The organism is Brevundimonas sp., from assembly GCF_041648615.1.
In the GTDB taxonomy this organism is placed as follows: Bacteria; Pseudomonadota; Alphaproteobacteria; order Caulobacterales; family Caulobacteraceae; genus Brevundimonas.
The window spans coordinates 70,280-93,452 of the sequence record NZ_JBAZOS010000001.1 but is presented as its reverse complement, the minus strand read 5'-3'; the positions used below and the strand labels follow the sequence as shown (position 1 = coordinate 93,452).

Below are 23,173 nucleotides of genomic sequence, written 5' to 3'. Positions count from 1 at the left end.
CGGTCGGGCCTAGGCGTCGACCGCCGCGTCCAGGGCGTTGGCCTGGATGAATTCGCGGCGCGGCTCGACCACGTCGCCCATCAGCTTGGCGAACAGGTCCGACGCGTCCTCCTGGTGCTCGACCTGCACCTTCAGCAGGGTGCGGGCGTTGACGTCCAGGGTGGTCTCCCACAGCTGTTCCGGGTTCATCTCGCCCAGACCCTTGTAGCGCTGGATGGCGAGGCCCTTCTTGCCCGCGTCCAGCACCGCCTCGAGCAGGTCGAGCGGACCCCGGATCGTCACGGCCTTGTCCTTGCGGCGGAAGATGGCCGGCTTGTCGAACAGACCCTCGAAGGCGGTCGAGCGTTCGGCCAGACGGCGGGCGTCCAGCGAGCGGATCAGCGCCTCTTCCAGGACGATGCGTTCAGTCACGGCGCGGCGCACGCGCTCGAAGGCCACGGCCCCCTGGGCGCCCGGCGAGCCGGTCCAGTCGCCGTCGCCTTCCTCGGCGTACAGATTCAGACGGGTGGCGGCCTTCGACGGATCGGCGGGGTCCTCATCGAACAGGCCGGCGAGCGCCGCCTGTTCGATGGCGAAGACGGGGGCGCGTTGCGACAGGCGGTCGACGCCGGCCTTGAAGGCCTTGGCTTCACGCACCAGCGCCTGGAGGTCGAGACCCACGCGGCGTTCGCCGTTGGGCAGGTCCAGCTCGGCCTCGGACGCCCCCTCCTCGATCAGGTAGGAGTCCATCTCGGACTGGTCCTTGAGGTAGCGCGACTGCTTGCCCTTGGAGACCTTGTAGAGCGGCGGCTGGGCGATATAGACGTGGCCGCGCTCGATCAGCTCGGGCATCTGGCGATAGAAGAAGGTCAGCAGCAGGGTCCGGATGTGGGCGCCGTCGACGTCGGCGTCGGCCATCAGAATGATCTTGTGATAGCGCAGCTTGTCGGCGTTGAAGTCGTCGCGGCCGATGCCGGTGCCGAGCGCCAGGATCAGGGTGCCGATCAGTTCCGACGACAGCATGCGGTCGAAGCGGGCGCGCTCGACGTTGAGGATCTTGCCGCGCAGGGGCAGGACGGCCTGGTTCTCACGGTTGCGGGCCTGTTTGGCCGAGCCGCCGGCGGAATCGCCCTCGACGATGAACAGTTCGGACTTGGCCGGATCGCGTTCCTGGCAGTCGGCCAGCTTGCCGGGCAGGGACGAGATCTCCATCGCCGACTTGCGCCGGGTCAGGTCGCGGGCCTTGCGCGCGGCCTCGCGGGCGGCGGCGGCCTCGATGATCTTGGCGACGACCTGTTTGGCCTCGACCGGATGCTCCTCGAACCAGGTCGACAGGCCCTCGGAACACAGGCCTTCCACGGCCGGACGCACCTCTGACGAGACCAGCTTGTCCTTGGTTTGCGACGAGAATTTCGGATCCGGCACCTTGACCGACAGGACGCAGGTCAGGCCTTCGCGGGCGTCCTCGCCCGAGACCGAGACCTTCTCCTTCTTGGCCGCGCCGGCGGCTTCGATATAGCCGCCCATGACCCGCGTCAGCGACGCGCGGAAGGCCGACAAATGGGTGCCTCCATCCCGCTGGGGGATGTTGTTGGTGAAGCACAGCATGGTCTCGTGGTAGGAGTCGTTCCACCACAGGGCGAGATCGATCTCGATCCCCTCCTTCTTGCCGCGGATGACGATGACGTCCTTGAGGATGGGCGTCTTGGACTTGTCGAGATGGCGCACGAAGGCCTCGACGCCGCCCTCATAGTGCAGGATCTCCTCGAATTTCTCGGCTCCGCGATGGTCCTGCAGCTTGATGACCACGCCCGAGTTCAGGAAGGCCAGCTCGCGCAGGCGATGCTCGAGCGTCTTCAGGTCGAAATCGATATGGGCGAAGGTGGTGACCGAGGGATAGAAGGTGACCTCGGTGCCCGACAGGACCTTGCCGTTGTCGCGCAGGGGGGCGTCGCCGGTGACCTTCAGGCTCTCGACCGTGTCGCCGCGCGCGAACTTCATCTCGTGGCGTTTGCCGTTGCGATAGATGACCAGTTTGAGCCAGTCGCTGAGGGCGTTGACGACCGAGACGCCGACGCCGTGCAGGCCGCCCGAGACCTTGTAGGAATTCTGGTCGAACTTACCGCCGGCGTGCAACTGGGTCATGATGACCTCGGCCGCCGAGACGCCCTCGCCCTCGTGGATGTCGGTGGGTATGCCGCGGCCGTTGTCGGTGACGGTGACCGAGCCGTCGGCGTTGAGGATGACCTGGACCAGGTCGGCGTGACCGGCCAGGGCCTCGTCGATGGCGTTGTCGACCACCTCATAGACCATGTGGTGCAGGCCCGAGCCGTCGTCGGTGTCGCCGATATACATGCCGGGCCGTTTGCGGACCGCGTCCAGGCCCTTGAGGACCTTGATGGAATCGGCGCCGTAGGCGGCCTCTTCGGCGGTGTCGACGTTGCGCGCGGTCGGGGTCTGATCGGTCATATATTCGGTCGGTGAAACGCCCTCGCGGAGGGCCTCTGAAGGCGGCGGCGGGGCCGCCTTGAACGGACGGTTTTCAGGGCGCGAATCCGATCCGCGCCGAGGCCGTCAACATATAGGGATTCAGGGCGGAATTGCGAGGAAAAGCGGGGTGGGTCGGCCCTCTGAATCCTTCCCCCATTTCGGGGGAAGGTGGGCCGCGCAGCGGCTCGGATGGGGGCTCTGTCGGCGTCACAGCCGGCGCGACGGGAGATCGCCGCAAACAGCCCCCATCCGTCAGGCTTCGCCTGCCACCTTCCGCCGAAATGGGGGAAGGAAAACTATTCGACGGTGAGCACCCCGCCCTCCACCCGCACGAACTGCGCCCGACCGCGCAGCGGCGCGAACAGTTCAGCCTCCGTGCCGGTCATGAAGGCCTGCAGGCCCAGGGCCTCGATCTCGTCGAACAGGGCGGCGCGGCGGGCCGTGTCGAGGTGGGCGGGGGCCTCGTCGAGCAACAGGACGGGCGGGGCCGGCTGGTCGGCCAGCCGGGCGATCTGGGCGAGGATCAGGTTGAGGACCAGGGCCTTCTGCTCGCCCGAGGAGCCCTCGGCGGCGGGGCGGTTCTTCTCGCGGTGCAGGGCGGTCAGGTCGGAGCGGTGCGGGCCGTACAGCGAGCGGCCGGCGGCGGCGTCGCGGGCGCGCGAGCGGCCCATGCCGTCGCGGATGAGGGCGGCGATGGCGGTCGCGTCGGCGCCCGAGGCGGCCAGGGTCTCGGCCTCGCCGGTCAGGCCGAGATCGGCCTGGGGGAAGGGCCGGTCGGACCGCGCGTCGATGGCGGCCTGGAGCGTGGTCAGGGCGGCGGCGCGGGCGGCGGCGGCGGCGGCCCCTGCCTCGCCCAGCCGGATTTCCAGCGCATCGAGCCACAGGGGGTCCGCGGCGCGGCCTTCTGCGCCCTCCGTCAGCAGCCGCAGGCGTTCGCGCAAGGCCTTTTCATAGGCCGAGACCGAGGCGGCGTGGGCGGGGTCGGCGGCGAACACCAGCCGGTCGAAGAAGCGAAGCCGGGCGGCGCGGGCGTCCGAGAACAGCCGGTCCTGCTCGGGCGTGGCCCAGACGGGGCGCAGATGGTCGAGAAGCCGGCCCGGCTGGGCCGTCTCGCCGTCGATGCGGACGATGCGGCGGGCGGCGCCGGCGGACTGGACGCCGGTGCCCAGCTTCGTCTCCCCGTCCCCGTCGGTCAGGACGGCGGCGACAGCCCAGGCGCGGCCGGTCGCCTCGCCGGGTTCGCGGCGGCCCATCTCGGGCGCCGTGGCCCCGCGCAGGCCCTTGCCCGGGGTGAACAGGCTGAGAGCTTCCAGTAGGTTAGTCTTGCCGGCGCCGTTGGGGCCGTGGAGCACCACCGCGCCCGCCGCGATGGGCAGGGTCGCGCTCGCGTAGGAGCGGAAATCGGTGAGGGTCAGGGCGGTGATCAAGGGGTGAAGAGTGATTTGTGACTAGTGAGTAGAGCGTCGGCGCTGATGCGGCAGCTGATCCCGCTCACGATCGAACCACTCACCAGTCACTACTCACCATTCACTCCAGCTCACACCCGCAGCGGCATCAGCACATACTGGACGCCCGGATCGCCCGGATCGAGGACCAGGGTCGGGCTGGCCGGGTCGGCGAATTTGAAGTGCGCCGTCTCGCCGGTGATCTGGCCAGCGACGTCGAGCAGATAGCGGGCGTTGAAGCCGATCTCGAAGGGCTCTTCGGAATAGCCGATCTCGACCTCCTCGACCCCCTGCCCGGCCTCCATGTTGCGCACCGTCAGGGTCACGCGGTCCAGCTCGAAGGCCAGTTTCACGCTGCGGCTCTTCTCGGCCGAGATGGTGGCGACGCGGTCGACGGCCTGGGCGAACAGGGCGTTGTCGATGTCGGCCTGTTTGTCGTTCCCCTTGGGGATGACGCGCATGTAGTCGGGGAAGGCGCCGTCGATGACCTTGGAGGTCAGGGAGGCCTGGCCGAATTCGAAGCGGATCTTCTGCGGGCTGACCATGACCTCGACCGGGCCGGAGCCGTCGTCGAGCAGGCGGCGGACCTGGTCGATGGTCTTGCGCGGGACGATGACGCCGGGGCCGCCGGCGGCGCCCTCGGGGGCCGGGGTCTCGGCCAGGGCCAGGCGGTGGCCGTCGGTGGCCACGGCGCGCAGCAGGGGAATGCCGTTGTCGGCCACGGTGTGCAGATACAGGCCGTTCAGATAGTAGCGCGTCTCCTCGGTCGAGACGGCGAAGCGGGTCTTGTCGATCAGCCGGGCGAGGTCTTCCTTGGGCAGGGTGAAGCGCGTGCCGCTGGTCTCGGTCGACATCACCGGGAAATCGCCGGCCGGCAGGACCGGCAGGTTGAATTTCGAACGGCCGGCCTGGACCACCAGACGGGGGTCGTCGCCGTTGTAGCTCAGCGAGACCTCGGCGCCGTCGGGCAGCTTGCGGACGATTTCATAGAGGGTGTGGGCCGGGGCGGTGATCTGGCCCTCGACATTCACCTGGGCCTCGGCCTCGTCGACCATCTCCATGTCGAGGTCGGTGGCGGCGAAGCTGAGCTTGTCGCGTCCGGCGCTGAGCAGGACGTTGGACAGGATCGGGATGGTGTTGCGGCGTTCGACGACGCTCTGAACGTGGCCGAGGGCCTTGAGGAGCGCGGATCGTTCGATGGTCAGTTGCATGTCGTCTCGCCCGGGGTGCGGCGACTCAAAGCGTCACCACGACTGGAGGGCCTTGGACACTAGCGGATTGAGCGGGCGGGGCAAGGAAGGGACTGGGGATGAGGGATTAGGGATTAGGGACGCCGCCCCATCGATGTGTGGATAATCCCCCGCCGAACGCACACGGGCCAAAACCTAATCCCTAATCCCTCGACCCTAGCCCCTCAGCTTCCTTGTCAGCGTCTCGACGTCGCGGGCGATCTGGTCGTCGAGGCCCATCAGTTCCTCGATCTTGCGCACGCCGTGCAGGACCGTGGTGTGGTCCCTGCCTCCAAATCGGCGGCCGATGTCGGGATAGGAGCGGGTCGTGTGCTGCTTGCACAGCCACATGGCGATCTGGCGCGGACGGGCCACGGCGCGGGTGCGGCGCTCGCTGAGCAGGTCGGCCTGTTTGAGGCTGAAGTGGTCGGCGACGGTCTTCTGGATCTCGTCGACGGTGATGCGGCGCTCGGGCCCGCCGCGCAGGGCCGAGCCGAGCAGGGCCTGGGTCTCGTCGACGCTGAGCGACGACAGGCGGGCGCCGGCGACGGCGGCCAGGGTGTTCACGGCGCCTTCGAGCTCGCGCATCGAGCCGGGGGTGCGGTCGACGAGGTGTTCGAGCACCTCGGCCTGGGCCTCGCCGGAGACGACGCCGAGATTGGCCAGCGCCTGGATGCGGTTGCGGGCCACGGCCAGCTTGAGGGCGCGGTCGGCGGGCTCGACCGGGCAGGTCAGGCCCGAGGCCAGATGGCTGCGCAAGCGCGGCTCGACCTCGGTCAGGGCCATGGGCGGGCGGTCGGCCGAGATGATGATCTTCTTGCCGTCCTCGATCAGGGCGGTCAGCGTCGACAGCAGCTCTTCCTGGGTGCCGGCCTTGCCTCCGACGAACTGGACGTCGTCGATCAGCAGCATGTCGGCGCCGCGCAGGCTGTCCTTGAACGCGGCCATGGTGCGGTCCTGGGCGGCGCGCACGAAGGTCGACAGGAAGCGTTCGGCGGTCAGATAGACGACCCTGGCGTCCGGGCGAAGCCGCTGGGCTTCCCAGGCGATGGCGTTCAGCAGGTGGGTCTTGCCGTAGCCATAGGGGCCGCAGAAGAAGATCGGGTTGAAGTGGCCGTCGGCCCAGGCCGCGGCCTGACGGGCGATGGCCAGGGCGAAGGCGTTGCCCTGTCCTTCGACGAAGCTGTCGAAGGTCAGGCGGTCCTGCAGGCCGGCGGCGCGCACGGCGCGGGCCCCGTCGGCGACCGGGGGAACGGTGGCCATCGGCATGGCCTGGGGAAGCGACTGGAACGGGATGGGGGCGGCGCCCTCGGCGCGGCCGGCGGCGACCTGGGAGGCGGAAGGGGTCGAGCCCATTTCGGCGCGGCAACGCACGTCGAGACGGCGCGACAGGCCGTCGAGGCCCAGCCACAGCTCGTTCATGCGGCGCAGGGCGTTCTTGCGCACCCAGTCACGGGCGTAGGCGGTCGGGGTGACGAGGATCAGCTGGCCCGAACCGTCGGCGCGGACGGCCGACGGCGCGATATAGGAGCTGAACGGCCCCTCGCCGATTTCCGTGCGAAGACGGCCCGCCGCCTCGGTCCAGATACGATCCGGATCCGTCATCCCCGCCATTTCAGCGCTCCCCGTAAACATCAGCCACCCGCTCAATCCATCACACGCCGACACCCTTCGAGCACGCCGGAATCGGGGACGACTTCTCCTGTCCCGCGTGGCGATGGCGCCGCGCAGGTGGGGTCGAACTCTCGAACAGACGTCTCACGCCGACACGAAATCAGGTTCCGCGCCGTCTTCATCCGTGTGGGGATGGAAGTGCGTCAGCGCCCCAAACTTACGCCCGGCGAGGGGGGCGTCAACGCTGATTCGCGAGTCGATTCGCACTTAAAATTGTTGACTCCGCTAAAGCCAAACGCAGTCAACGAAAAACCGTATTTCGCCACAGACGGGAGAGCGAATTCCCGTCTGGGCGGTTAGACGCACACGTGCAAACGGCGAGGAAGCGTTCGCTCCCTCGCCGTTGAAATCGCTGATATTAACTATGACAGGCCTGTAAAAGGCCGTCCGTAGCCCGTCGTGTCAGGCGACCGACATTTTCTTCAGCTGGGCGGCCAGGCGACCGACCTTCCGCGAACCCGTGTTCTTGTGAACCACGCCCTTGGAGACGGCGCGCATCAGCTCGGATTGCGCCTCGACGAAGGCGGTCTTGGCCGCACCGGCGTCGCCGCCCGTGACGGCTTCCTGGAATTTGCGCAGGAAGGTGCGGACACGCGTGCGGCGCGCCTTGTTCACTTCGGTGCGGGCAGCGATCTTGCGGATCGCTTTCTTGGCGCCGGCATTGTTGGCCATCAGTCAAACCTTACGAACGGAAACGCCGCGGAGCACGGTCCACGGCGGGGAAATCTCGAAGAGCGCGCGGCTATAGCGGAAAGGGGTCAGGGGGTCAACGAGAGTCCGACACCGCGCCTCAGCTATCCGCGCCACGGCCGCTGAAAGCGACAGTTGACGTCGTCGGGTTACAATTGTAGCGTTGTCGTTACATTCCTCGTGAGATCTCCGTCATGGCCGAACCCACAGCCCCCAGCGAGTCCGAACTGGACGTCCTGAAATGCTTCTGGCGCGACGGCGACCTGTCCGCGCGGGAGGTGCAGGACCGGATTGCCGGGAGCCTGGGCTGGTCGTCGTCCACGACCCGGACGGTGCTGGAGCGGATGCGGGCCAAGGGCCTGCTGAGCCGGCGCGACGCCCATGGCATGGCGGTCTATTCGACGGCCCAGCCCAAGACGGCGGTGATCGGCGGGCTGATGAAACGGCTGGGCGCCCTGCTGGACCTCGACGGCCCCCTGCCCGCGGCGGCCTTCTCGGGCAGCCAGATCCTCGACGCCGGAGACATCGCCGAGCTGGAAGCGGCCCTGTCCGCGCCCGACGCCGACAGGGAGGACCGCTGATGGGCGCCCCCGAACTTCTCGCGCTGTCGCTGGGCCTGTCGGTCGCGACAGCGGCGCTGGCCTGGGCGAGTGGCCGGCTGGTGGAGCGGCTGAGCGCCGATCCCCGGCTGAGGGACCGGGTCTGGGCCGCCGCCCTGATCCTTCCGGCCCTGCCGCCGCTGGCCGTCGGCCTGCTGCTGCTGACGCCCGCGCCGGTGCGAAACCTCCCCGCAGCCTCCAGCGCTTTGCCCACGGCCCTCGTCACGGCGCCGGCGGAGTTCGCCGCAATCGCCCCCGCGCCGTCGTTCGTTTTTGATCCCGCCATGGCCGCGTGGGCCGTGCTGGGGTTGGCCGCCCTGCTGACCGCCGCGCGGCTGACGGCGCTGGCGATCCGCGCCCGACGGCTGGTCCGGATCGTCCGCCAGGCCGAGGCGCCCGGCGCGGCGGTGACGGCGATGGTCGAGACGGCCGCCCTTGAACTGGCCATCCGCACGCCCCGGGTCCGGGTCAGCGCGGCGACGTCCGAGGCGCTGCTGGCCCATCTGGGCCGCGTTCATCTGATCCTGCCCCGCGGCCTGACCGACGGGGCCGACACGGTCGCCGCCAGCGCCGTGGTCGGCCATGAGCTGGCGCATCTGAAACGCGGCGATCATCACGCCCTGTGGCAGGAGGAGGCGCTGCTGGCGCTGCTGGCCGTCAATCCGCTGATGCCGATGCTGCGCGCGCGGCGCGCCGCGGCCCGCGAGGAGGCGTGCGACGCCCTGGCCCTGGGCGACGCCGTCGCGGAGACGCGCCGGGCCTACGCCCGGTCCCTGATCGAGGCCTTGCGGGACCGCGCCGGTCCGCAGGCGTCCGGCGGCCTGCCCGCCCTGACCTTCACCGGCGCGGGGAGGACCACCGCCATGCACCGCCTGAAAGCCGTATTGAGCCCCGCCCCCGCCGCCGGTCGCGGCCCCCGCCTGATGGCCCTGGGCCTCGCTGGCCTGATGGTCGCCCTGGCCGGGGCCGGATCGCTGGCGGTGGCCGGGGAGCGCGAAGCCGTGGTCCGGCCACCGCACGCCATTGCAACCCCCCCGATTCTGCCTGTGGAACAACCCCGTAGCATCGCGCTGGGCGCGGGCGCGCGCACCCTTTTGAACGGCGAGCCGCTGCCGGAGGGTCTGCCGATGTGGGCCGTGGCCGCCGAGCGGATCGACGTGCGCACGGCCCCGGCGGGGTCAGGCGAGGTGAATCTCATCCTGCCGTTCACCGGCTCGTCGCCGGTCAGCGTCAACGGCCGCCGCATGCCGGCGGGCTTTCCCGCCGGCGGGGTCAACCCTGACGCCGTGGCGCGGGTGGAGGTCATCGGCGATCATGTGCGCTACACACTGAAAACCGAATCCGAGGTGCGTCGCGTGCGCCGGGACGCCGCCACGCCGGCGCCGAAGGAAAATCACCTGACCCCCGGGCAGCAGGCGGACTACCGCAATCCCGACGGGCGGCAGTACCAGACTCTGTGCGCCTCGCGGGATCCGGGGGATGACGGCTTCTGCGCGGGCGTGATGTTCTCCGTGCTGCAGGACGCCACACGGTTCGGGGTCTGTCCGCCTGCGGCGCTCGATCGGGCTGATGAGGTCGCCCGTCGCGTGGCTCTGATGGCCCTGGTCGAACGCGGCAAGGCCGAAATTGCGCGGGGACCCGTCCGGTCGGATGACACTGCGTTCGACGTGGCGCGGTCCGCCCTGGCGCGCGCCTATCCCTGCGGCGCGGCGGCGGGTCAGGTGGTCGGATCCATTGTTCCTGCAAACGTCATGGCCCGCCCGATCGACCGGGAAGAGGCGGCGGCGCTCGGCGCGGCCGGCGGTGTCACCGGTGACAGCGTCCTGCTGACGCTCGACATCGATCTCGCGCCCGGCCTCCAGACGACTCCCGACGGCACTCTGATGGTCCGCATCCGGCCGACGGACGGTCGGGCGTCGACGCGCCTTCAGTTCGCGGTCGGCGGGAGCTTCGATCCGATTCCCATGGCCGTCGCGGTCAAGGGCAGCGCCGCAACGCCCGAGGACTACGTGATCACCGCCGAAATCCGTGACGCCGATAGTCGCGTGATCATGACCACCACCACGCCGGTCCGGGTCACCGCCGCGAACCGGCCTGTGAGAGCAGCGGTGACCCTGGCGCCTGCGGCCTGAACCTCAGCGCCCCGTAAACACCGGCTTCCGCTTCTCCACGAACGCCGCCATCCCCTCCTTCTGGTCCTCGAAGGCGAAGAGGGAGTGGAACAGGCGGCGTTCGAACTGGACGCCCTGGGTCAGCGTCGTCTCAAGGGCGGCGTTGACCATCTCCTTGTTGGCCATGACGGCCAGGGGGCTTTGCGAGGCGATCCTGGCGGCGATCTTGCGGACCTCGTCCAGCAGGGTTTCGTGCGGGACGACGCGGCTGGCGAGGCCGGCGCGTTCGGCTTCGGCGGCGTCCATCATCCGGGCGGTCAGGACCATGTCCATGGCCTTGGCCTTGCCGACCAGACGGGTCAGACGCTGGGAGCCGCCGATGCCGGGGGCGACGCCGAGGTTGATCTCGGGCTGGCCGAACTTCGCCTTGTCCGAGGCGACGATGAAGTCGCACAGCATGGCCAGCTCGCAGCCGCCGCCGAGGGCGAAGCCGTTGACCGCGGCGATGATCGGTTTGCGGAAACGGACGATGCGGTCGTGGCCGAGGGCGAAGAAATTGGCCTTGTACATGTCGGCGTAGGTCTGGTCCTGCATCTCCTTGATGTCGGCGCCGGCGGCGAAGGCCTTGTCGCCCGAGCCGGTCAGGATCAGGCAGCGCACGCTGTCGTCATGCTCGACGGCGTCGAGGAAGTCCGACAGATCCTTGAACAGGGCCGAGTTGAGGGCGTTGAGCGCCTCGGGCCGGTTCAGGGTCACCAGCGCATAGCCGTCGGCGTGGCGTTCGATGAGCAGGGTGGAATAGGTGTCGGCCATGGGGGCGCTCCGGAGTGTGCGCCCTACTTACCGACCCGCTCATCCAGGCGAAAGCCGGGATGCACGGATCGAGCGCTACCGTCTCGGCAGCAGCGCCAGCGTCAGGCCCGCCCGGAGCAGTTCGGCGGCGACCACCATGGCCAGCAGGGCGTTGGCGGCGATGACCTGGCCGCGGGCGCCCGACAGGTCGAGACTCCAGCCGAACAGGGAGGCGGAGGCGAGGAGGCCGGCGGCGGCGAGGATGAGGACGATCAGCAGCATGAGGGCGACATGGCTGGCCTTGAGCGCCGCCTGCAGCGTCGGGCCTTCGTCGAGGGCGCGGGCGCGGCGGCGGAACAGCCAGGCGATCAGGCTGACGGCGACCGTTTCGGCGAGCACGATCACGACCAGGGCGCCGAGGAACCAGAAGACCAGTCCGCCGGTCTCGCCGCGCCGCATCTGCTGCAGGAAATGGCCGAAATAGGCACCCCAGACGGCGAGGCCGACAACGAGACTGATCCAGAGGTGGGTGCGGCGATGGGTCATGCGCCGCTCCTTACCGCTTCAGCCCGGCCATGTCCGCGAGCTTGAGCACCGTGTTCCAGTTGCGGCCGGTCCCCATGCCGAGCATGCGCGGCGTGGCCTTTTTGAAGATGCCGGACTCGGCCTGACCGTTCGGGAACCAGAACCAGAGAACGCCGTCGATGGCCTCGACCGCCTCGCCGCCCTCCGTGAGCGCGCGGCAGGCGTCCACGGCGCCGTCCCGGATCCCGTCCTTCATGACCATGGCCACGACCTTGGCCGGATGGGCGGCGGCCTCGTCCGGGAAGGGATTGGCGGCGACCAGCCGGGCCCACTGTTCGGGCGTGCGGACCATGGCCGCGACCTTGAGGCCGAAGGTCCTGTCCATCGCGGCCTCGATGTCCGCTTCGAGCCCATCCGCCGCCCTGTCGCTCTCGACCACCAGATTGCCGCTGGCCGCGAGGGTGCGCGGATCGCCCAGCCCCATGTCGGCGGCCATGGCGCGCAGCTCTGACACCGGGGCGCGGACGCCCCCGGTGTTGATGCCGCGGAACAGGATGATGCGGTGGGTCATGAGGAGGAGTTAGGGGTTAGGGGTTAGGGTCGGTGATCCCTGATGTGTTGCCTGGCCCTAATCCCTACTCCCTAATCCCTAAAACCTGACCCCTTCCCTCACCACCGCTGGCGACTCGGGCAGTAGAAGGTCGAGCGGCCGGCCTGGACGATGCGTTTGACGACGCCGGTGCAGCCCTCTCCGGAACACGGCTCGCCCTCGCGGCCGTAGACGTCGAAGCGGTGCTGGAAATAGCCCTGCCCGCCGTCGGCGTTGGCGAAATCCTTCAGCGTCGAGCCGCCGGCGGCGATGGCGTCGTTGAGCACGTCGCGGACCACGGCGGCCAGGGTTTCGAGCCGGGGCTTCGACACCTTGCCCGCCGCGATCAGGGGCGAGATGCGGGCGCGATAGAGGGCCTCGCAGACATAGATGTTGCCGAGGCCGGCGACGATGCGCTGGTCTAGCAGGCTGACCTTGATGTTCTGCTTCTTGCCCGCGAAGGCCTCGGCCAGATGCGCGCCCGAGAAGCCGTTGCCCAGCGGTTCCGGACCGAGGCCGGCGAACCAGGGATGGGCGTCGACCTCGCCGGTCGGGATCAGGCCCATGAAACCGAAGCGGCGGGCGTCGGCGAAGCCGAGACGGGTGCGGGTGTTTCCCTTCACCGCGCACAGGCTGAGGTGTTCGTGCTTGCCGGCGATGGGCGCGGGCTCCTCGAACTCGCCCAGCTGTTCGCCGTCGAGGGTGAAGCGGCCGGTCATGCCGAGATGGCTGACCCAGGTCTCGCCGGTCGACAGGGGCATGAGAAGGTATTTGGCGCGGCGGTCGATGCGTTCGACGGTCGCCCCCTCCAGCCGGGCGACGAACCGGTCGGGAAACGGGAAGCGCAGGTCGGGCCGGTTCTGGCGCACGCCGGTCAGGCGGGCGCCGGTCAGGACCGGCTCGAGGCCGCGGCGGACGGTTTCGACCTCGGGAAGCTCGGGCATGGATCAGGGCAGCAGGTCGGCGGGCAGGATCTGGCTGGACAACAGGGTCTCCATGCCGTCCCAGCGGTTCGGGCCCTGGCGTTCGACCCAGGCCTGGACCACGTCGCGGCCGAGGCCGTAGTTGATGATGTAGCTGCGATACGCATCGATGAAGCGCAGACGCTGGGCGGCCTTGGCCGGCTCGGCGAGGGTGTATTTCGACAGGCGGGCGATGGTCTCGTCGCGCCCCACCCGCCCCGACAGCCAGTCGTCGGCGATGGTGTATTCGGCGCGGGCCAGACGGCGCTGCAGGACGCCCAGACGGGCCTTCTTCTCCGCCGTCGACGGATCCAGACCGGCGAGGGGATAGAGCACGTCGCGCTCGAAGGCCGTGCCCTCGTCCCCGGGGAAGGCCAGGTCGACGCCGTAGTTGGCGCTGCCCTCGGCCACGAAGGACATGGGGCTGAACAGCGGATAGACGCTCATCTCGACCCAGCCGCGGTCGCGCACGAAGGTCTTTTCCAGCAGGGCGTTGTAGACATGGTGGCCCGGGTAGCCCTCGTGGCAACCCAGATCGATCGCCCGCTCGGTGTAGATGGGGAAGTCGGCGTTGATCTCGATCCGGCTGGCCGCGTCGCCGAGATAGTAGTTGTACCCCGACCACGGCTTGTCGCCGACGAAGCTGAGGGTGAACCGCTCATCGGCCGGCAGGGCGATGTGGCGGACGGTGCGGCGGCGGCATTCGGCGATGGCCGCGTCCATGACCGGCTGGAGCCGGTCCTTCGGAATGACATAGTGGGCCTTGAAGGCGGTGACCCGGTCGGTCAGGGAGCCGGGGCCCGGCAGCAGGGCGTCGATCTCGGCGAGGACGGGATCCCAGGTCGACAGCGGCAGGAGCTCGGGGCGGATGCCGAACAGGGCCTCGGCCTCGTCGGCGAAGCCCATCTTCTCGCCGGACAGCATGCGCAGCCGCGCCGAGGCGGCGGAGACATGGGCCAGCAGATAGGCGCGGCGCTGGACCACCGCCGGATCCTCGCCCCGGGTCGAGACCGCGTTCAGACGTTCGGTGAGATCGGCCGCGCCCTGGATCAGCTGCGGCACGGTTCGCGGCCTGGCCCTGGCGACCTCCTGCCACTCCGCCGGGCCGTAGTAGGCGTCCACATAGCCGGGTTCGCGCTCGCCGATCTCGAGGATCAGGGCGACATAGTCCCTGGCGATGGCGCCCATGCTCTCGACGGACGGATCAGGGGTCGCCGGCAAGGCCGCCGGGGTTGGCGCCGTGGCGCAGGCGCCCAGCAGCATCAGCAGTCCAAGCAGAAAGGCGCGCATCGGGACCTCCATCGGCAATAGAGCGGGCATCGGCGAAGCGGGCGCACGCTAGATCACGACGCGCCGGGCCGGAACCGGGTAAATCGTCCCGGCCGGCTTTGGTTCGGGGCGCGCGCATTCGGGATTGAGGGCGGGGCGGTCCTGCTGTAAGGCCCTTCGTCCGGCGTTTCGCCGCCGACGCACCCGTAGCTCAGCTGGATAGAGTACTGCCCTCCGAAGGCAGGGGTCACAGGTTCGAATCCTGTCGGGTGCGCCATTCTTCTTCCCCGAACCGGAGCCAGAGCGCGTGACCGACGCCCTGCCGACCCAGCCGACCGGCCAGCCCGTCGGGCGCGTCATCGCCATGCCGGCGGACACCAATCCCGAGGGCGACATCTTCGGCGGCTGGCTGCTGGCGCATATGGATCTGGCCGGGGCGACGCCGGCGTTCGAACTGGCCCAGGGACGCTGCGTGACCATCGCCTTGGACGGCATGGTGTTCCACCAGCCGGTCTCGGTCGGCGACGAGGTGTCGATCTACGCCAGGGTGATCAAGACCGGCCGGACCTCGATCCGCGTCCATGTCGAGGCGTGGAAACGGCCGCGCGATCAGGCCCAGGCCGCTTCGGTGCGGGTGACGGAGGGCGTCTTCACCTATGTCGCCATTGACGACGACCGCAAGCCCAGGGCCCTGCCGGACCCTGCGGCATAACCCGGCAGGGCGCCGGGAAATCTTGACCTTTGGGCTCGCCGTGCCTACCTCGCGGTCATGTCCGTCCGTCGCATCCTCACCATCGACAACGCCGCCGACCTGGCGGTGCTGAAACAGGTTTCCACCCCCGTCGAAGGGCCGGTGACCGCTGAGCTGCGTCGCCTGATGGATGACATGCTGGAGACGATGTACGACGCGCCCGGCATCGGCCTGGCCGCCGTGCAGGTCGGCGACACCCGCCGGGTCATCGTCATGGACCTCGGGGACAAGGACGGCGCCGAGTGCGACGTCGACCCCGCCGAAATGAGCGACGAGGATCGGGCGAAGTGGGACGCCGAGCGCCGCAATCCGCGCTTCTTCGTCAATCCCGAGATTCTATGGACTTCGGACGAGACCCTTCCCTACGAGGAAGGCTGTCTGTCCATCCCTGAGTATTTCGACCAGGTCGAGCGGCCGGCCCGGGCGCGCATCCGCTATCTGGACTACGACGGCCAATCCATCGAGGAAGAGTGCGAGGGCCTGTACGCCGTCTGCATCCAGCACGAGATGGATCACCTGAACGGCGTCCTGTTCATCGACCACCTGTCCCGGCTGAAGCGAGACCGCGCCGTGGCCAAGGTCAAGAAGAACGCAAGGCTGGCCGCCTGATGGCCCGCCCCGCGACCCGCCTCAAGCGCGCCCGCGACCGCATCATCGACCCGTCCGGCCGCCGTCGGCTGACGCGCAACGAGAAGGTCGGCGTGGCCAGCGTCGCGACCCTGGTGGGCGTGGCCCTGCTGGGCGTCGTCGCCGGGGTGATCCTGGACCGGCTGCTCGATTTCGACGACGCCCTGGACGCCGGCGGCGAATGGGACGAGGGCGGCGGCGTCTCGACCCGCTGGCAGTAAGCCTCTTTTCGGGCGCTACCGCGCTTCGCGCTACTTGAGCGCGGACTGCTTTTTGTTGGGCGCTACCGCGCTTCGCGCTACTTGAGCGCGGACTGCTCCTTCCGGAACCGCCGATGCGCCTCGCCTTCATGGGAACTCCCGATTTCGCCGTCGCCTCGCTGGCCGAGTTGATCGCCAGCGGCCACGAGATCGTCGCCGTCTACAGCCAGCCGCCGAAGCCGCGCGGACGCGGCCAGAAGCTGACGCCGTCGCCGGTCCACGCCTTCGCCGAGACCATGGGCCTGCCGGTGTTCGCACCGGAGTCGATGAAGTCCGCGGACGCCATCGCGGCCTTCCGGAGCCTGGACGTCGACGCCGCCTGCGTGGTCGCCTACGGCCAGATCCTGAAGCGCGAGGTGCTGGAGGCCCCGCGCCTCGGCTGTTTCAACCTGCATGGCTCGCTGCTGCCGCGCTGGCGCGGGGCCGCCCCGATCCAGCGCGCCATCATGGCGGGCGACCGCCAGACCGGGGTCCAGATCATGCGCATGTCAGAGGGGCTGGACGAGGGTCCGATCCTGCTGTCCGAGGTGATGGACATCCGGCCCGACGACACGGCCGCGTCCCTGTCCGAGCGGATGTCGCACACCGGCGCCAGCCTGTGGCCGCGCGCCCTGGCGGCGATCGAACGCGGCGGGGTCGAGGGGACGGAACAGGTCGGGGAGCCGACCTATGCCAAGAAGATCACGACGGCCGAGGCGCGTATCGACTGGACCCGCCCGGCGGCCGAGGTCGACGCCCATATCCGCGGCCTGTCGCCCTTCCCCGGCGCATGGTTCGAGGCCCCGGGACCCGAGGGCCCGGTGCGGATCAAGGCGCTGATGTCGCGGGTCTCGCTGCAGGGCTCCGGCGCGCCGGGCGAGGTGCTGGACGGCGATCTGCGCATCGCCTGCGGCGACGGCGTGGTGCGGCTGCTGCGGGTGCAGCGGGCGGGCAAGGCGGCCCAGACGCCGGACGAGATGCTGCGCGGTTTTGCGCTGCCGGCCGGGACGGTGCTTTCCTCAAGCAGCGAGCCGCCGCGCGGCGAGCGATAGGGACTCCTGCATGGCGCGCTACCGGTTGACGCTGGAGTACAACGGCTCGGGCTATAACGGCTTTCAGGCCCAGCCCGACCAGCCGACGGTGCAGGGCGCGATCGAGACGGCCATCACCGCCTTCTGCGGCCAGACCGTGCGCATCGCCGCCGCCGGGCGGACGGACACCGGCGTTCACGCCACCGGTCAGGTCATCAGTTTTGATCTCGACAAGGCCTGGCCCGAGCGCACGGTGATGAACGCCCTGAACGCCCATCTGGTCGGCGAGGCCGTGTCGGTGCTGGACTGCGCCGCCGTGGACGACGCCTTCCATGCCCGGTTCTCGGCGACGGGCCGATGCTATCTGTATCGCATCCTCAGCCGGCCGGGCCCGCCGGCGCTGGACAAGGGCAAGGTCTGGCATATCCGCAAGGCCCTGGACGCCGAGGCCATGCAGGCGGCGGCCGAGGCGCTGGTCGGGCTGCACGACTTCACCACCTTCCGCGATGTGAACTGCCAGTCGAAGTCGCCGGAGAAGACGCTGGACGTCGCCCGCGTGACGCGCAGCGGCGACGAGGTGCGTCTGGTGTTCGAGGCGCGCAGCTTCCTGCACCGGCAGGTCCGCTCCATGACCGGCACCCTGGCGGAAGTGGGTCAGGGCCGCTGGGCGGTCGAGGATGTGGCGGCGGCGCTGACGGCGCGCGACCGCGCGGCCTGCGGGCCGGTGGCCCCGTCGGACGGGCTGTACCTGACGGGCGTGGTTTATCCGGAATGAAAAAGGGCCCGCCGGAGACCGGCGGGCCCTTCATTTTTCGCGGTGAGGCGAAACCTAGTTCTTGGCTTCTTCGGCGCCCGAAGTGACGGCGCTGCCGGCGGCCGAGACGTCGCGGCCGGCGCCCGAGATGGTGTTGCAGCCCGTAACGGCGATGGCGGCGGCGACGAGAGTCAGAGCAATGATCTTTTTCATGGGAATCCCCTTTTGGTGTGAACCTTGGCCATAAACGCGGGCGACGCCGAGGGGTTGCATGGCCAAGGCCGGGGCTGATCTGCTAACTCGCCCGCATGACCCAGCCCGCGAACACCGCCGCCCGCCGCCTTGTCGAAACCCTCGTCATGAACGGCATCGACCGCGTCTTCTGCGTCCCGGGGGAAAGCTATCTGGCCGTGCTCGACGCCCTGGCCGACGTACGCGACCGCATCCAGGTCATCGCCTGCCGGCATGAGGCGGGCGCCGCCAACATGGCCGAGGCGTACGGCAAGCTGACCGGCAGGCCGGGCGTCTGCATGGTCACGCGGGGGCCGGGCGCGACCCACGCCTCCATCGGCGTGCACACGGCGCATCAGGACTCCACCCCGATGATCCTGTTCGTCGGCCAGATCGCCCTGACCGACCGCGGCCGCGGCGCCTTCCAGGAGGTCGACTACCGCGAGGTCTTCGGCGGCCTAGCCAAATGGGCCACCGAGATCGAGAGCCCGGAACGGACGGTCGAGGTGGTCGAACGCGCCTTCGCCACCGCCCTTCAGGGCCGGATGGGACCTGTGGTCATCGCCCTGCCCGAGGACATCCTGCACGCCGACGGGGGCCCGGCGCCGATCCGTCCGGTGACGCCCGCGAAAGCAGCGCTGGATCCGGCCTTCGTCGAACAGGTGCGGGCGCGGCTGGCGAAGGCCGAACGCCCCCTGCTCGTGCTGGGCGGCTCGGGCTGGACCGAGGAGGCCGCCGCCGCCATCGGCGACTGGTCCGAACGGCTGGGCCTGCCGGTCACCCTATCCTTCCGGCGCAAGGACATCCTGTCCAACGACCGGCCCAACTACGCCGGCGACCTCGGCCTCGGCTGCAATCCCAGGCTGACGGCGCGAGCGAAGGCGGCCGACCTGATCCTCGCCATCGGCGCCCGGCTGGGCGAGAACCCGACCCAGGGCTACACCCTGTTCGACCGCGCCCGGACGGCGGAGACGCTGATCCATATCCATCCCGGCGCGGAGGAGCTGGGCCGGGTCTGGACCCCGCTGATGAGCGCCACGGCGGACAATTCCCTGGCCGCCCACACCCTCGCCGCGACCGATCCCGGCCGGACCTGGCATGACGAGGCGACCGCCGCCCACGCCGACTATCAGGCCTTTTCGACGCCCGTGCCGGTGACCGGGGCGGTCAATATGAGCGAGTGCATGGCCCACCTCGGCGAGACCCTGCCGCCGACGGCCATCGTCACCAACGGCGCGGGCAATTTCGCCGCCTGGCTGCACCGCTTCTATCGCCACCGCGCCTGCCGTACCCAGCTGGCCCCGACCTCGGGCGCCATGGGCTACGGCTATCCCGCCGCCCTCGCCGCCAAGTCAGTCCATCCCGACCGCGAGGTGATCTGCATCGCCGGCGACGGGGACTATCTGATGACCGGGCAGGAGATCGCCACCGCGGTCCAGTACGGGATCAACGTCGTGGTCGTGGTCGTCGACAACGGGACCTACGGCACCATCCGCATGCACCAGGAGAGCCACTATCCGGGCGCGGAACGGACCATCGCCACCGACCTGAAGAACCCCGACTTCGTCAAATACGCCGAGGCCTTCGGGGCCCTCGGCCTGCGCTGCGAGACCACCGCCGACTTCCCCGCCGCCCTCCAGGCCGCGCGGAACGCCGGCCGGCCCGCCCTCGTTCACCTGATCACCTCGGCCGAGGATATCGCGCCCAACCGCACGATCACCGGCCTGCGTTCCTGAGAGGAGCCGCCATGCGTCCCGTCCTCGCCCTGATCGCCGCCGCCCTGCTGACCGGCTGCGCCACGCCAATGGAGCCCGCGCCGGGCGTGCCGCAGACGGCGCAGAACGGCGATGACTGCGCCGTCATCGCCGCCGTGGCGAAGGAGCACTACCGCTTCAACACCACCGACAACCGGCCGCCGCCGATCCGGTTCGAGAGCGACTACGCCCCGCGATGCGACTGGAGCCGATACGGCCTGGCCTTCGAAGCTTGGGATCCCGACGCGACCGGCGATCCACGCCAGCGGGTGCGCTGGGTCAGTTTCGCCCGGCCGGTCTATGACGGAGGCGGCGCCCTGGTGGCGACCGGCATCATGCACGGCCCCCTCGCTGGCATGGGCTATGAGTGCCGGGTGATCTCGGGCTTCGCGGGATGGACGGTCCCCGAAGGCTCCTGCCGCAACACCTGGGTCTCGTAGTCGTCAGCCGGTGACGGCGGGGCCGCGCCCCCCTATGTTCGCCGCATGACCGACACAGCCGCTGAATCCGCCGACCGCCCCCTCACCCAGGACGGCCCCGCCGTGCGGCTGTGGATGATCGACGCCTCGGCCTACATCTTCCGCGCCTATCACGCCCTGCCGCCCCTGACGCGCAAGTCCGACGGCCTGCCCGTCGGCGCCGTGCAGGGCTACTGCAACATGCTGTGGAAGCTGATCCGCGACATGAAGGGCGACGACGGCCCGACCCATCTCGTCGCCGTATTCGACCATTCGGAGAAGACCTTCCGCAACGCCATGTACGACCAGTACAAGGCCAACCGCTCGGCCCCGCCCGAGGACCTGATCCCGCAATTCCCGCTGGTGCGCGAGGCCACGGCGGCCTTCGGCGTCCACTGCATCGAATTGCCCGGCTACGAGGCCGACGACCTGATCGCCACCTACGCCTGCAAGGCGCGCGACGCCGGCGGCGAGGCGGTCATCGTCTCCTCCGACAAGGACCTGATGCAGCTGATCGGCCCCTCGGTCGTCATGTGGGACCCGATGAAGGAGCGCCGCCTCGCCGAAGAAGCCGTGTTCGAGAAATTCGGCGTCACCCCCGACAAGGTGGTCGAGGTCCAGGCCCTGATCGGCGACAGCGTCGACAACGTCCCCGGCGCCCCCGGCATCGGCCCCAAGACCGCGGCCCAGCTGATCCTCGAATACGGCGACCTCGACACCCTGCTGGCCCGCGCCGGAGAGATCAAACAGCCGAAGCGGCGCGAGACCCTGATGGAATTCGCCGACCAGATCCGCCTCTCGCGCGAGCTGTGCCGGCTGGACTGCAACGCTCCCGCCTCCGAGCCGATCGACGATTTCGCCATCCGCCACCCTGACCCCGAGACCCTCGCCGCCTTCCTCGACAGGATGGAGTTCCGCGGCCTGCGCAGCCGCGTCGGCGACGGCAAGGCGCCGGCCAAGGACGGCACGGCCTTCGTCGCCCGGCCGAAGGTCCCGAGCGCCCCCGTGGCCACGCCGCGCTATGGCCAGGTCGCGACCGGCCCGGCCGAGGCCCAGAGGGTCGACATCGAGGCCTATCGCTGCGTCCAGACGCTGGAGGAGCTGGACGCCTGGATCGCCCGGGCGACCGAGGCCGGCGTCGTCGGGTTCGATTGCGAGACGGACGCGCTGTCGGCGACGCATGCGGGGCTGTGCGGGGTGTCGCTGGCGGTGGGGCCGAACGAGGCCTGCTATGTGCCGCTGACGCATGAGCATGAGCCGGCGGCGGATGCGGGGGGGCTGGATTTCGGGGGGGAACCGGAGCAGCGGGAGGCGATCACCCAGGTCGACAAGGCCGAGGCGCTGAAGCGGCTGAAGGGTCTGCTGGAGAATCCGGCGGTGCTGAAGGTCACCCAGAACGGCAAGTACGACATGGCCGTCATGGCGCAGCGCGGCATCCGCGTGGGGCCGATCGACGACACCATGCTGATCTCCTACGTGCTGGAGGGCGGGCTGCACGGGCACGGGATGGACGAGCTGGCCAGGCTGCACCTCGGCCACGAGCCGATCCCGTTCAAACAGGTGGCGGGCACGGGCAAGTCCCAGAAGTCGTTCAAACATGTCGAGCTGAAACCGGCCACCTGCTACGCCGCCGAGGATGCGGACGTGACCCTCCGTCTCTGGCGCATCCTCAGGCCCCGGCTGGCGGAGCAACGCCTGACCACGGTCTATGAGACGCTGGAGCGCGGCATGCCCGCGGTGCTGGCCGACATGGAGCGGGCCGGGATCCGCGTCGATCCCGACCGGCTCAAACGCCTGTCGTCGGAGTTCGGCATGCGCATGGCCGAGCTGGAGACCCAGGCCCACCAGATGGCCGGCCGCCCCTTCAACATCGGCAGCCCGCGCCAGATCGGCGACATCCTGTTCGGCGAGATGAACCTGACCGGCGGCAAGAAGACCGCCTCGGGCCAGTGGGGCACCGACGCCTCGGTCCTCGAAGAACTGGCCCTGACCCACGACCTGCCGCGCGTCCTGCTGGACTGGCGCCAGCTGGCCAAGCTGAAGGGCACATACACCGACGCCCTGATCGAGGCCGCCGACAAGACCACCGACCGCGTGCATACCAGCTACCAATTAGCGGCCGCCACCACCGGCCGCCTGGCCTCGTCGGACCCCAATCTGCAGAACATCCCGATCCGCACCGAGACCGGCCGCCAGATCCGCCAGGCCTTCATCGCCGCCCCCGGCCATGTCCTGATCAGCGCCGACTACAGCCAGATCGAGCTGCGCCTGCTGGCCCATATCGGCGACATCCCCGAGCTGAAGCGCGCCTTCGCCGCCGGCATCGACATCCACACCGCCACGGCCTCGGAGATGTTCGGCGTCCCCGTCGACCGGATGGACCCCGAGACGCGGCGCCGCGCCAAGGCGATCAATTTCGGCATCGTCTACGGCATCTCGGCCTTCGGCCTGGCCGCCCAGCTGAACATCGACCAGGGCGAGGCCGGGGCCTATATCAAGACCTATTTCGAGCGCTTCCCCGGCATCCGCGCCTATATGGACGCGACCAAGGTCCAGGTGCGCGAGACGGGCATGGTCTCGACCGTCTTCGGCCGCCGCATCCACATTCCCGCCATCCATTCCAAATCGGGGGCCGAGCGCCAGTTCGGCGAGCGCGCCGCCATCAACGCCCCCATCCAGGGCGCCGCCGCCGACATCATCCGCCGCGCCATGATCCGCATGCCGGGGGCGCTGGTGGACGCCGGCCTGTCGACCCTCATGCTGCTGCAGGTCCACGACGAACTGGTGTTCGAGGCCCCGGAGGCGGAGGCGGAGCGCGCCATCGCCGTGATCAAACGCACCATGGAGGGGGCGGCGGAACCCGCCGTGGCCCTGACCGTGCCTCTGGTGGTGGATGCAAGGGCCGCCGCCAACTGGGACGAGGCGCATTGATCCTGGAGCGCTAACGCTCGGCCCGCGGGGCCTCGCTGCTTGA

The 23,173-nt window shown here is 69.5% G+C and carries 21 protein-coding genes and 1 tRNA gene; 11 read left to right on the top strand and 11 right to left on the bottom strand.

The annotated features are described in order from the left end of the window. Positions 1 to 9: 9 nt before the first annotated feature. From gyrB to rpsT, 5 genes are all read right to left on the bottom strand, one after another. Entirely contained in the window at positions 10 to 2,448 is a 2,439-nt protein-coding gene (gene gyrB / locus WC555_RS00480) for a DNA topoisomerase (ATP-hydrolyzing) subunit B (RefSeq protein WP_373250262.1), read from the bottom strand. A gap of 317 nt (positions 2,449 to 2,765) precedes the next feature. After that, positions 2,766 to 3,896: a DNA replication/repair protein RecF gene (gene recF, locus WC555_RS00475; protein WP_373250261.1), complete on the bottom strand. Its 1,131-nt coding sequence runs from the start codon at positions 3,894 to 3,896 to the stop codon at positions 2,766 to 2,768. A gap of 110 nt (positions 3,897 to 4,006) precedes the next feature. Then, the gene (gene dnaN / locus WC555_RS00470) at positions 4,007 to 5,125 is read right to left on the bottom strand and encodes a DNA polymerase III subunit beta (RefSeq protein ID WP_373250260.1); all 1,119 of its coding nucleotides are present in this window, start codon (positions 5,123 to 5,125) and stop codon (positions 4,007 to 4,009) included. Between the two features lie 195 nt (positions 5,126 to 5,320). Continuing rightward, positions 5,321 to 6,778, bottom strand: a complete 1,458-nt coding sequence (gene dnaA, locus WC555_RS00465) for a chromosomal replication initiator protein DnaA (protein ID WP_373250259.1) — start codon at positions 6,776 to 6,778, stop codon at positions 5,321 to 5,323. A 441-nt stretch (positions 6,779 to 7,219) separates the two neighbouring features. Next, the gene (gene rpsT / locus WC555_RS00460; protein WP_373250258.1) at positions 7,220 to 7,489 is read right to left on the bottom strand and encodes a 30S ribosomal protein S20; all 270 of its coding nucleotides are present in this window, start codon (positions 7,487 to 7,489) and stop codon (positions 7,220 to 7,222) included. Between the two features lie 212 nt (positions 7,490 to 7,701). On the opposite strand from rpsT, the gene WC555_RS00455 reads away from it, so the two are divergent. Together WC555_RS00455 and WC555_RS00450 are read left to right on the top strand one after the other, a co-directional pair. Further along, on the top strand, positions 7,702 to 8,088 hold the full coding sequence (locus WC555_RS00455) for a BlaI/MecI/CopY family transcriptional regulator (RefSeq protein ID WP_373250257.1): 387 nt from the start codon (positions 7,702 to 7,704) through the stop codon (positions 8,086 to 8,088). After that, the gene (locus WC555_RS00450; RefSeq protein WP_373250256.1) at positions 8,088 to 10,238 is read left to right on the top strand and encodes a M56 family metallopeptidase; all 2,151 of its coding nucleotides are present in this window, start codon (positions 8,088 to 8,090) and stop codon (positions 10,236 to 10,238) included. The genes WC555_RS00455 and WC555_RS00450 overlap by 1 nt, the downstream gene beginning before the upstream one ends. Before the next feature lie 3 nt (positions 10,239 to 10,241). Here the strand turns inward: WC555_RS00450 and WC555_RS00445 are convergent, their stop codons facing one another. From WC555_RS00445 to WC555_RS00425, 5 genes are all read right to left on the bottom strand, one after another. After that, positions 10,242 to 11,030 (bottom strand): enoyl-CoA hydratase-related protein, encoded by a 789-nt coding sequence (locus WC555_RS00445; RefSeq protein ID WP_373250255.1) that lies wholly within the window; start codon positions 11,028 to 11,030, stop codon positions 10,242 to 10,244. A gap of 75 nt (positions 11,031 to 11,105) precedes the next feature. Further along, on the bottom strand, positions 11,106 to 11,555 hold the full coding sequence (locus WC555_RS00440; protein WP_373250254.1) for a hypothetical protein: 450 nt from the start codon (positions 11,553 to 11,555) through the stop codon (positions 11,106 to 11,108). Positions 11,556 to 11,565: 10 nt separating this feature from the next. Beyond that, entirely contained in the window at positions 11,566 to 12,105 is a 540-nt protein-coding gene (locus WC555_RS00435; protein ID WP_373250253.1) for a DUF1697 domain-containing protein, read from the bottom strand. A gap of 98 nt (positions 12,106 to 12,203) precedes the next feature. Next, a complete protein-coding gene (gene mutM / locus WC555_RS00430) occupies positions 12,204 to 13,067 on the bottom strand; it encodes a bifunctional DNA-formamidopyrimidine glycosylase/DNA-(apurinic or apyrimidinic site) lyase (RefSeq protein ID WP_373250252.1) in 864 nt (287 codons plus the stop codon). A 3-nt stretch (positions 13,068 to 13,070) separates the two neighbouring features. Further along, positions 13,071 to 14,375 (bottom strand): hypothetical protein, encoded by a 1,305-nt coding sequence (locus tag WC555_RS00425; RefSeq protein ID WP_373250251.1) that lies wholly within the window; start codon positions 14,373 to 14,375, stop codon positions 13,071 to 13,073. 179 nt (positions 14,376 to 14,554) lie between these two features. On the opposite strand from WC555_RS00425, the gene WC555_RS00420 reads away from it, so the two are divergent. The 6 genes from WC555_RS00420 (at position 14,555) to truA (ending at position 17,777) form a co-directional block, all read left to right on the top strand. Then, positions 14,555 to 14,631 (top strand) — tRNA-Arg (locus WC555_RS00420). Between the two features lie 87 nt (positions 14,632 to 14,718). Then, entirely contained in the window at positions 14,719 to 15,066 is a 348-nt protein-coding gene (locus WC555_RS00415) for an acyl-CoA thioesterase (RefSeq protein ID WP_373250465.1), read from the top strand. A 57-nt stretch (positions 15,067 to 15,123) separates the two neighbouring features. Next, positions 15,124 to 15,714 (top strand): peptide deformylase, encoded by a 591-nt coding sequence (locus tag WC555_RS00410; protein WP_373250250.1) that lies wholly within the window; start codon positions 15,124 to 15,126, stop codon positions 15,712 to 15,714. Continuing rightward, positions 15,714 to 15,953, top strand: coding sequence for a hypothetical protein (locus tag WC555_RS00405; protein ID WP_373250249.1), 240 nt, complete (start codon positions 15,714 to 15,716; stop codon positions 15,951 to 15,953). Before WC555_RS00410 ends, WC555_RS00405 begins: the two co-directional genes overlap by 1 nt. A gap of 113 nt (positions 15,954 to 16,066) precedes the next feature. Beyond that, positions 16,067 to 17,023, top strand: a complete 957-nt coding sequence (fmt, locus tag WC555_RS00400) for a methionyl-tRNA formyltransferase (protein WP_373250248.1) — start codon at positions 16,067 to 16,069, stop codon at positions 17,021 to 17,023. A gap of 10 nt (positions 17,024 to 17,033) precedes the next feature. Beyond that, a complete protein-coding gene (gene truA, locus WC555_RS00395; RefSeq protein ID WP_373250247.1) occupies positions 17,034 to 17,777 on the top strand; it encodes a tRNA pseudouridine(38-40) synthase TruA in 744 nt (247 codons plus the stop codon). 54 nt (positions 17,778 to 17,831) lie between these two features. Here the strand turns inward: truA and WC555_RS00390 are convergent, their stop codons facing one another. Next, positions 17,832 to 17,969, bottom strand: a complete 138-nt coding sequence (locus tag WC555_RS00390) for an entericidin A/B family lipoprotein (RefSeq protein ID WP_373250246.1) — start codon at positions 17,967 to 17,969, stop codon at positions 17,832 to 17,834. A gap of 95 nt (positions 17,970 to 18,064) precedes the next feature. Here WC555_RS00390 and WC555_RS00385 point away from each other — a divergent pair, with 95 nt between their 5' ends. From WC555_RS00385 to polA, 3 genes are read left to right on the top strand one after another with little or no spacing between them, the layout of a single operon-like run. After that, positions 18,065 to 19,723 carry a thiamine pyrophosphate-binding protein gene (locus WC555_RS00385; protein ID WP_373250245.1) on the top strand — a complete coding sequence of 553 codons (1,659 nt, stop codon included), beginning with the start codon at positions 18,065 to 18,067 and terminating at the stop codon, positions 19,721 to 19,723. 11 nt (positions 19,724 to 19,734) lie between these two features. Beyond that, positions 19,735 to 20,181 carry a hypothetical protein gene (locus WC555_RS00380; protein ID WP_373250244.1) on the top strand — a complete coding sequence of 149 codons (447 nt, stop codon included), beginning with the start codon at positions 19,735 to 19,737 and terminating at the stop codon, positions 20,179 to 20,181. A gap of 45 nt (positions 20,182 to 20,226) precedes the next feature. Next, positions 20,227 to 23,130, top strand: coding sequence for a DNA polymerase I (gene polA, locus WC555_RS00375; RefSeq protein ID WP_373250243.1), 2,904 nt, complete (start codon positions 20,227 to 20,229; stop codon positions 23,128 to 23,130). Positions 23,131 to 23,173 lie beyond the last annotated feature (43 nt).

What these genes read in the sequence shown, in the direction of transcription:
- gyrB (WP_373250262.1), bottom strand. Translation starts at nt 2,448, where the DNA reads ATGACCGATCAGACCCCGACCGCGCGCAACGTCGACACCGCCGAAGAG.
- dnaN (WP_373250260.1), bottom strand. Translation starts at nt 5,125, where the DNA reads ATGCAACTGACCATCGAACGATCCGCGCTCCTCAAGGCCCTCGGCCAC.
- dnaA (WP_373250259.1), bottom strand. Translation starts at nt 6,778, where the DNA reads ATGTTTACGGGGAGCGCTGAAATGGCGGGGATGACGGATCCGGATCGT.
- rpsT (WP_373250258.1), bottom strand. Translation starts at nt 7,489, where the DNA reads ATGGCCAACAATGCCGGCGCCAAGAAAGCGATCCGCAAGATCGCTGCC.
- WC555_RS00455 (WP_373250257.1), top strand. Translation starts at nt 7,702, where the DNA reads ATGGCCGAACCCACAGCCCCCAGCGAGTCCGAACTGGACGTCCTGAAA.
- WC555_RS00450 (WP_373250256.1), top strand. Translation starts at nt 8,088, where the DNA reads ATGGGCGCCCCCGAACTTCTCGCGCTGTCGCTGGGCCTGTCGGTCGCG.
- WC555_RS00445 (WP_373250255.1), bottom strand. Translation starts at nt 11,030, where the DNA reads ATGGCCGACACCTATTCCACCCTGCTCATCGAACGCCACGCCGACGGC.
- WC555_RS00440 (WP_373250254.1), bottom strand. Translation starts at nt 11,555, where the DNA reads ATGACCCATCGCCGCACCCACCTCTGGATCAGTCTCGTTGTCGGCCTC.
- WC555_RS00435 (WP_373250253.1), bottom strand. Translation starts at nt 12,105, where the DNA reads ATGACCCACCGCATCATCCTGTTCCGCGGCATCAACACCGGGGGCGTC.
- mutM (WP_373250252.1), bottom strand. Translation starts at nt 13,067, where the DNA reads ATGCCCGAGCTTCCCGAGGTCGAAACCGTCCGCCGCGGCCTCGAGCCG.
- WC555_RS00425 (WP_373250251.1), bottom strand. Translation starts at nt 14,375, where the DNA reads ATGCGCGCCTTTCTGCTTGGACTGCTGATGCTGCTGGGCGCCTGCGCC.
- WC555_RS00415 (WP_373250465.1), top strand. Translation starts at nt 14,719, where the DNA reads ATGCCGGCGGACACCAATCCCGAGGGCGACATCTTCGGCGGCTGGCTG.
- WC555_RS00410 (WP_373250250.1), top strand. Translation starts at nt 15,124, where the DNA reads ATGTCCGTCCGTCGCATCCTCACCATCGACAACGCCGCCGACCTGGCG.
- WC555_RS00405 (WP_373250249.1), top strand. Translation starts at nt 15,714, where the DNA reads ATGGCCCGCCCCGCGACCCGCCTCAAGCGCGCCCGCGACCGCATCATC.
- fmt (WP_373250248.1), top strand. Translation starts at nt 16,067, where the DNA reads ATGCGCCTCGCCTTCATGGGAACTCCCGATTTCGCCGTCGCCTCGCTG.
- truA (WP_373250247.1), top strand. Translation starts at nt 17,034, where the DNA reads ATGGCGCGCTACCGGTTGACGCTGGAGTACAACGGCTCGGGCTATAAC.
- WC555_RS00390 (WP_373250246.1), bottom strand. Translation starts at nt 17,969, where the DNA reads ATGAAAAAGATCATTGCTCTGACTCTCGTCGCCGCCGCCATCGCCGTT.
- WC555_RS00385 (WP_373250245.1), top strand. Translation starts at nt 18,065, where the DNA reads ATGACCCAGCCCGCGAACACCGCCGCCCGCCGCCTTGTCGAAACCCTC.
- WC555_RS00380 (WP_373250244.1), top strand. Translation starts at nt 19,735, where the DNA reads ATGCGTCCCGTCCTCGCCCTGATCGCCGCCGCCCTGCTGACCGGCTGC.
- polA (WP_373250243.1), top strand. Translation starts at nt 20,227, where the DNA reads ATGACCGACACAGCCGCTGAATCCGCCGACCGCCCCCTCACCCAGGAC.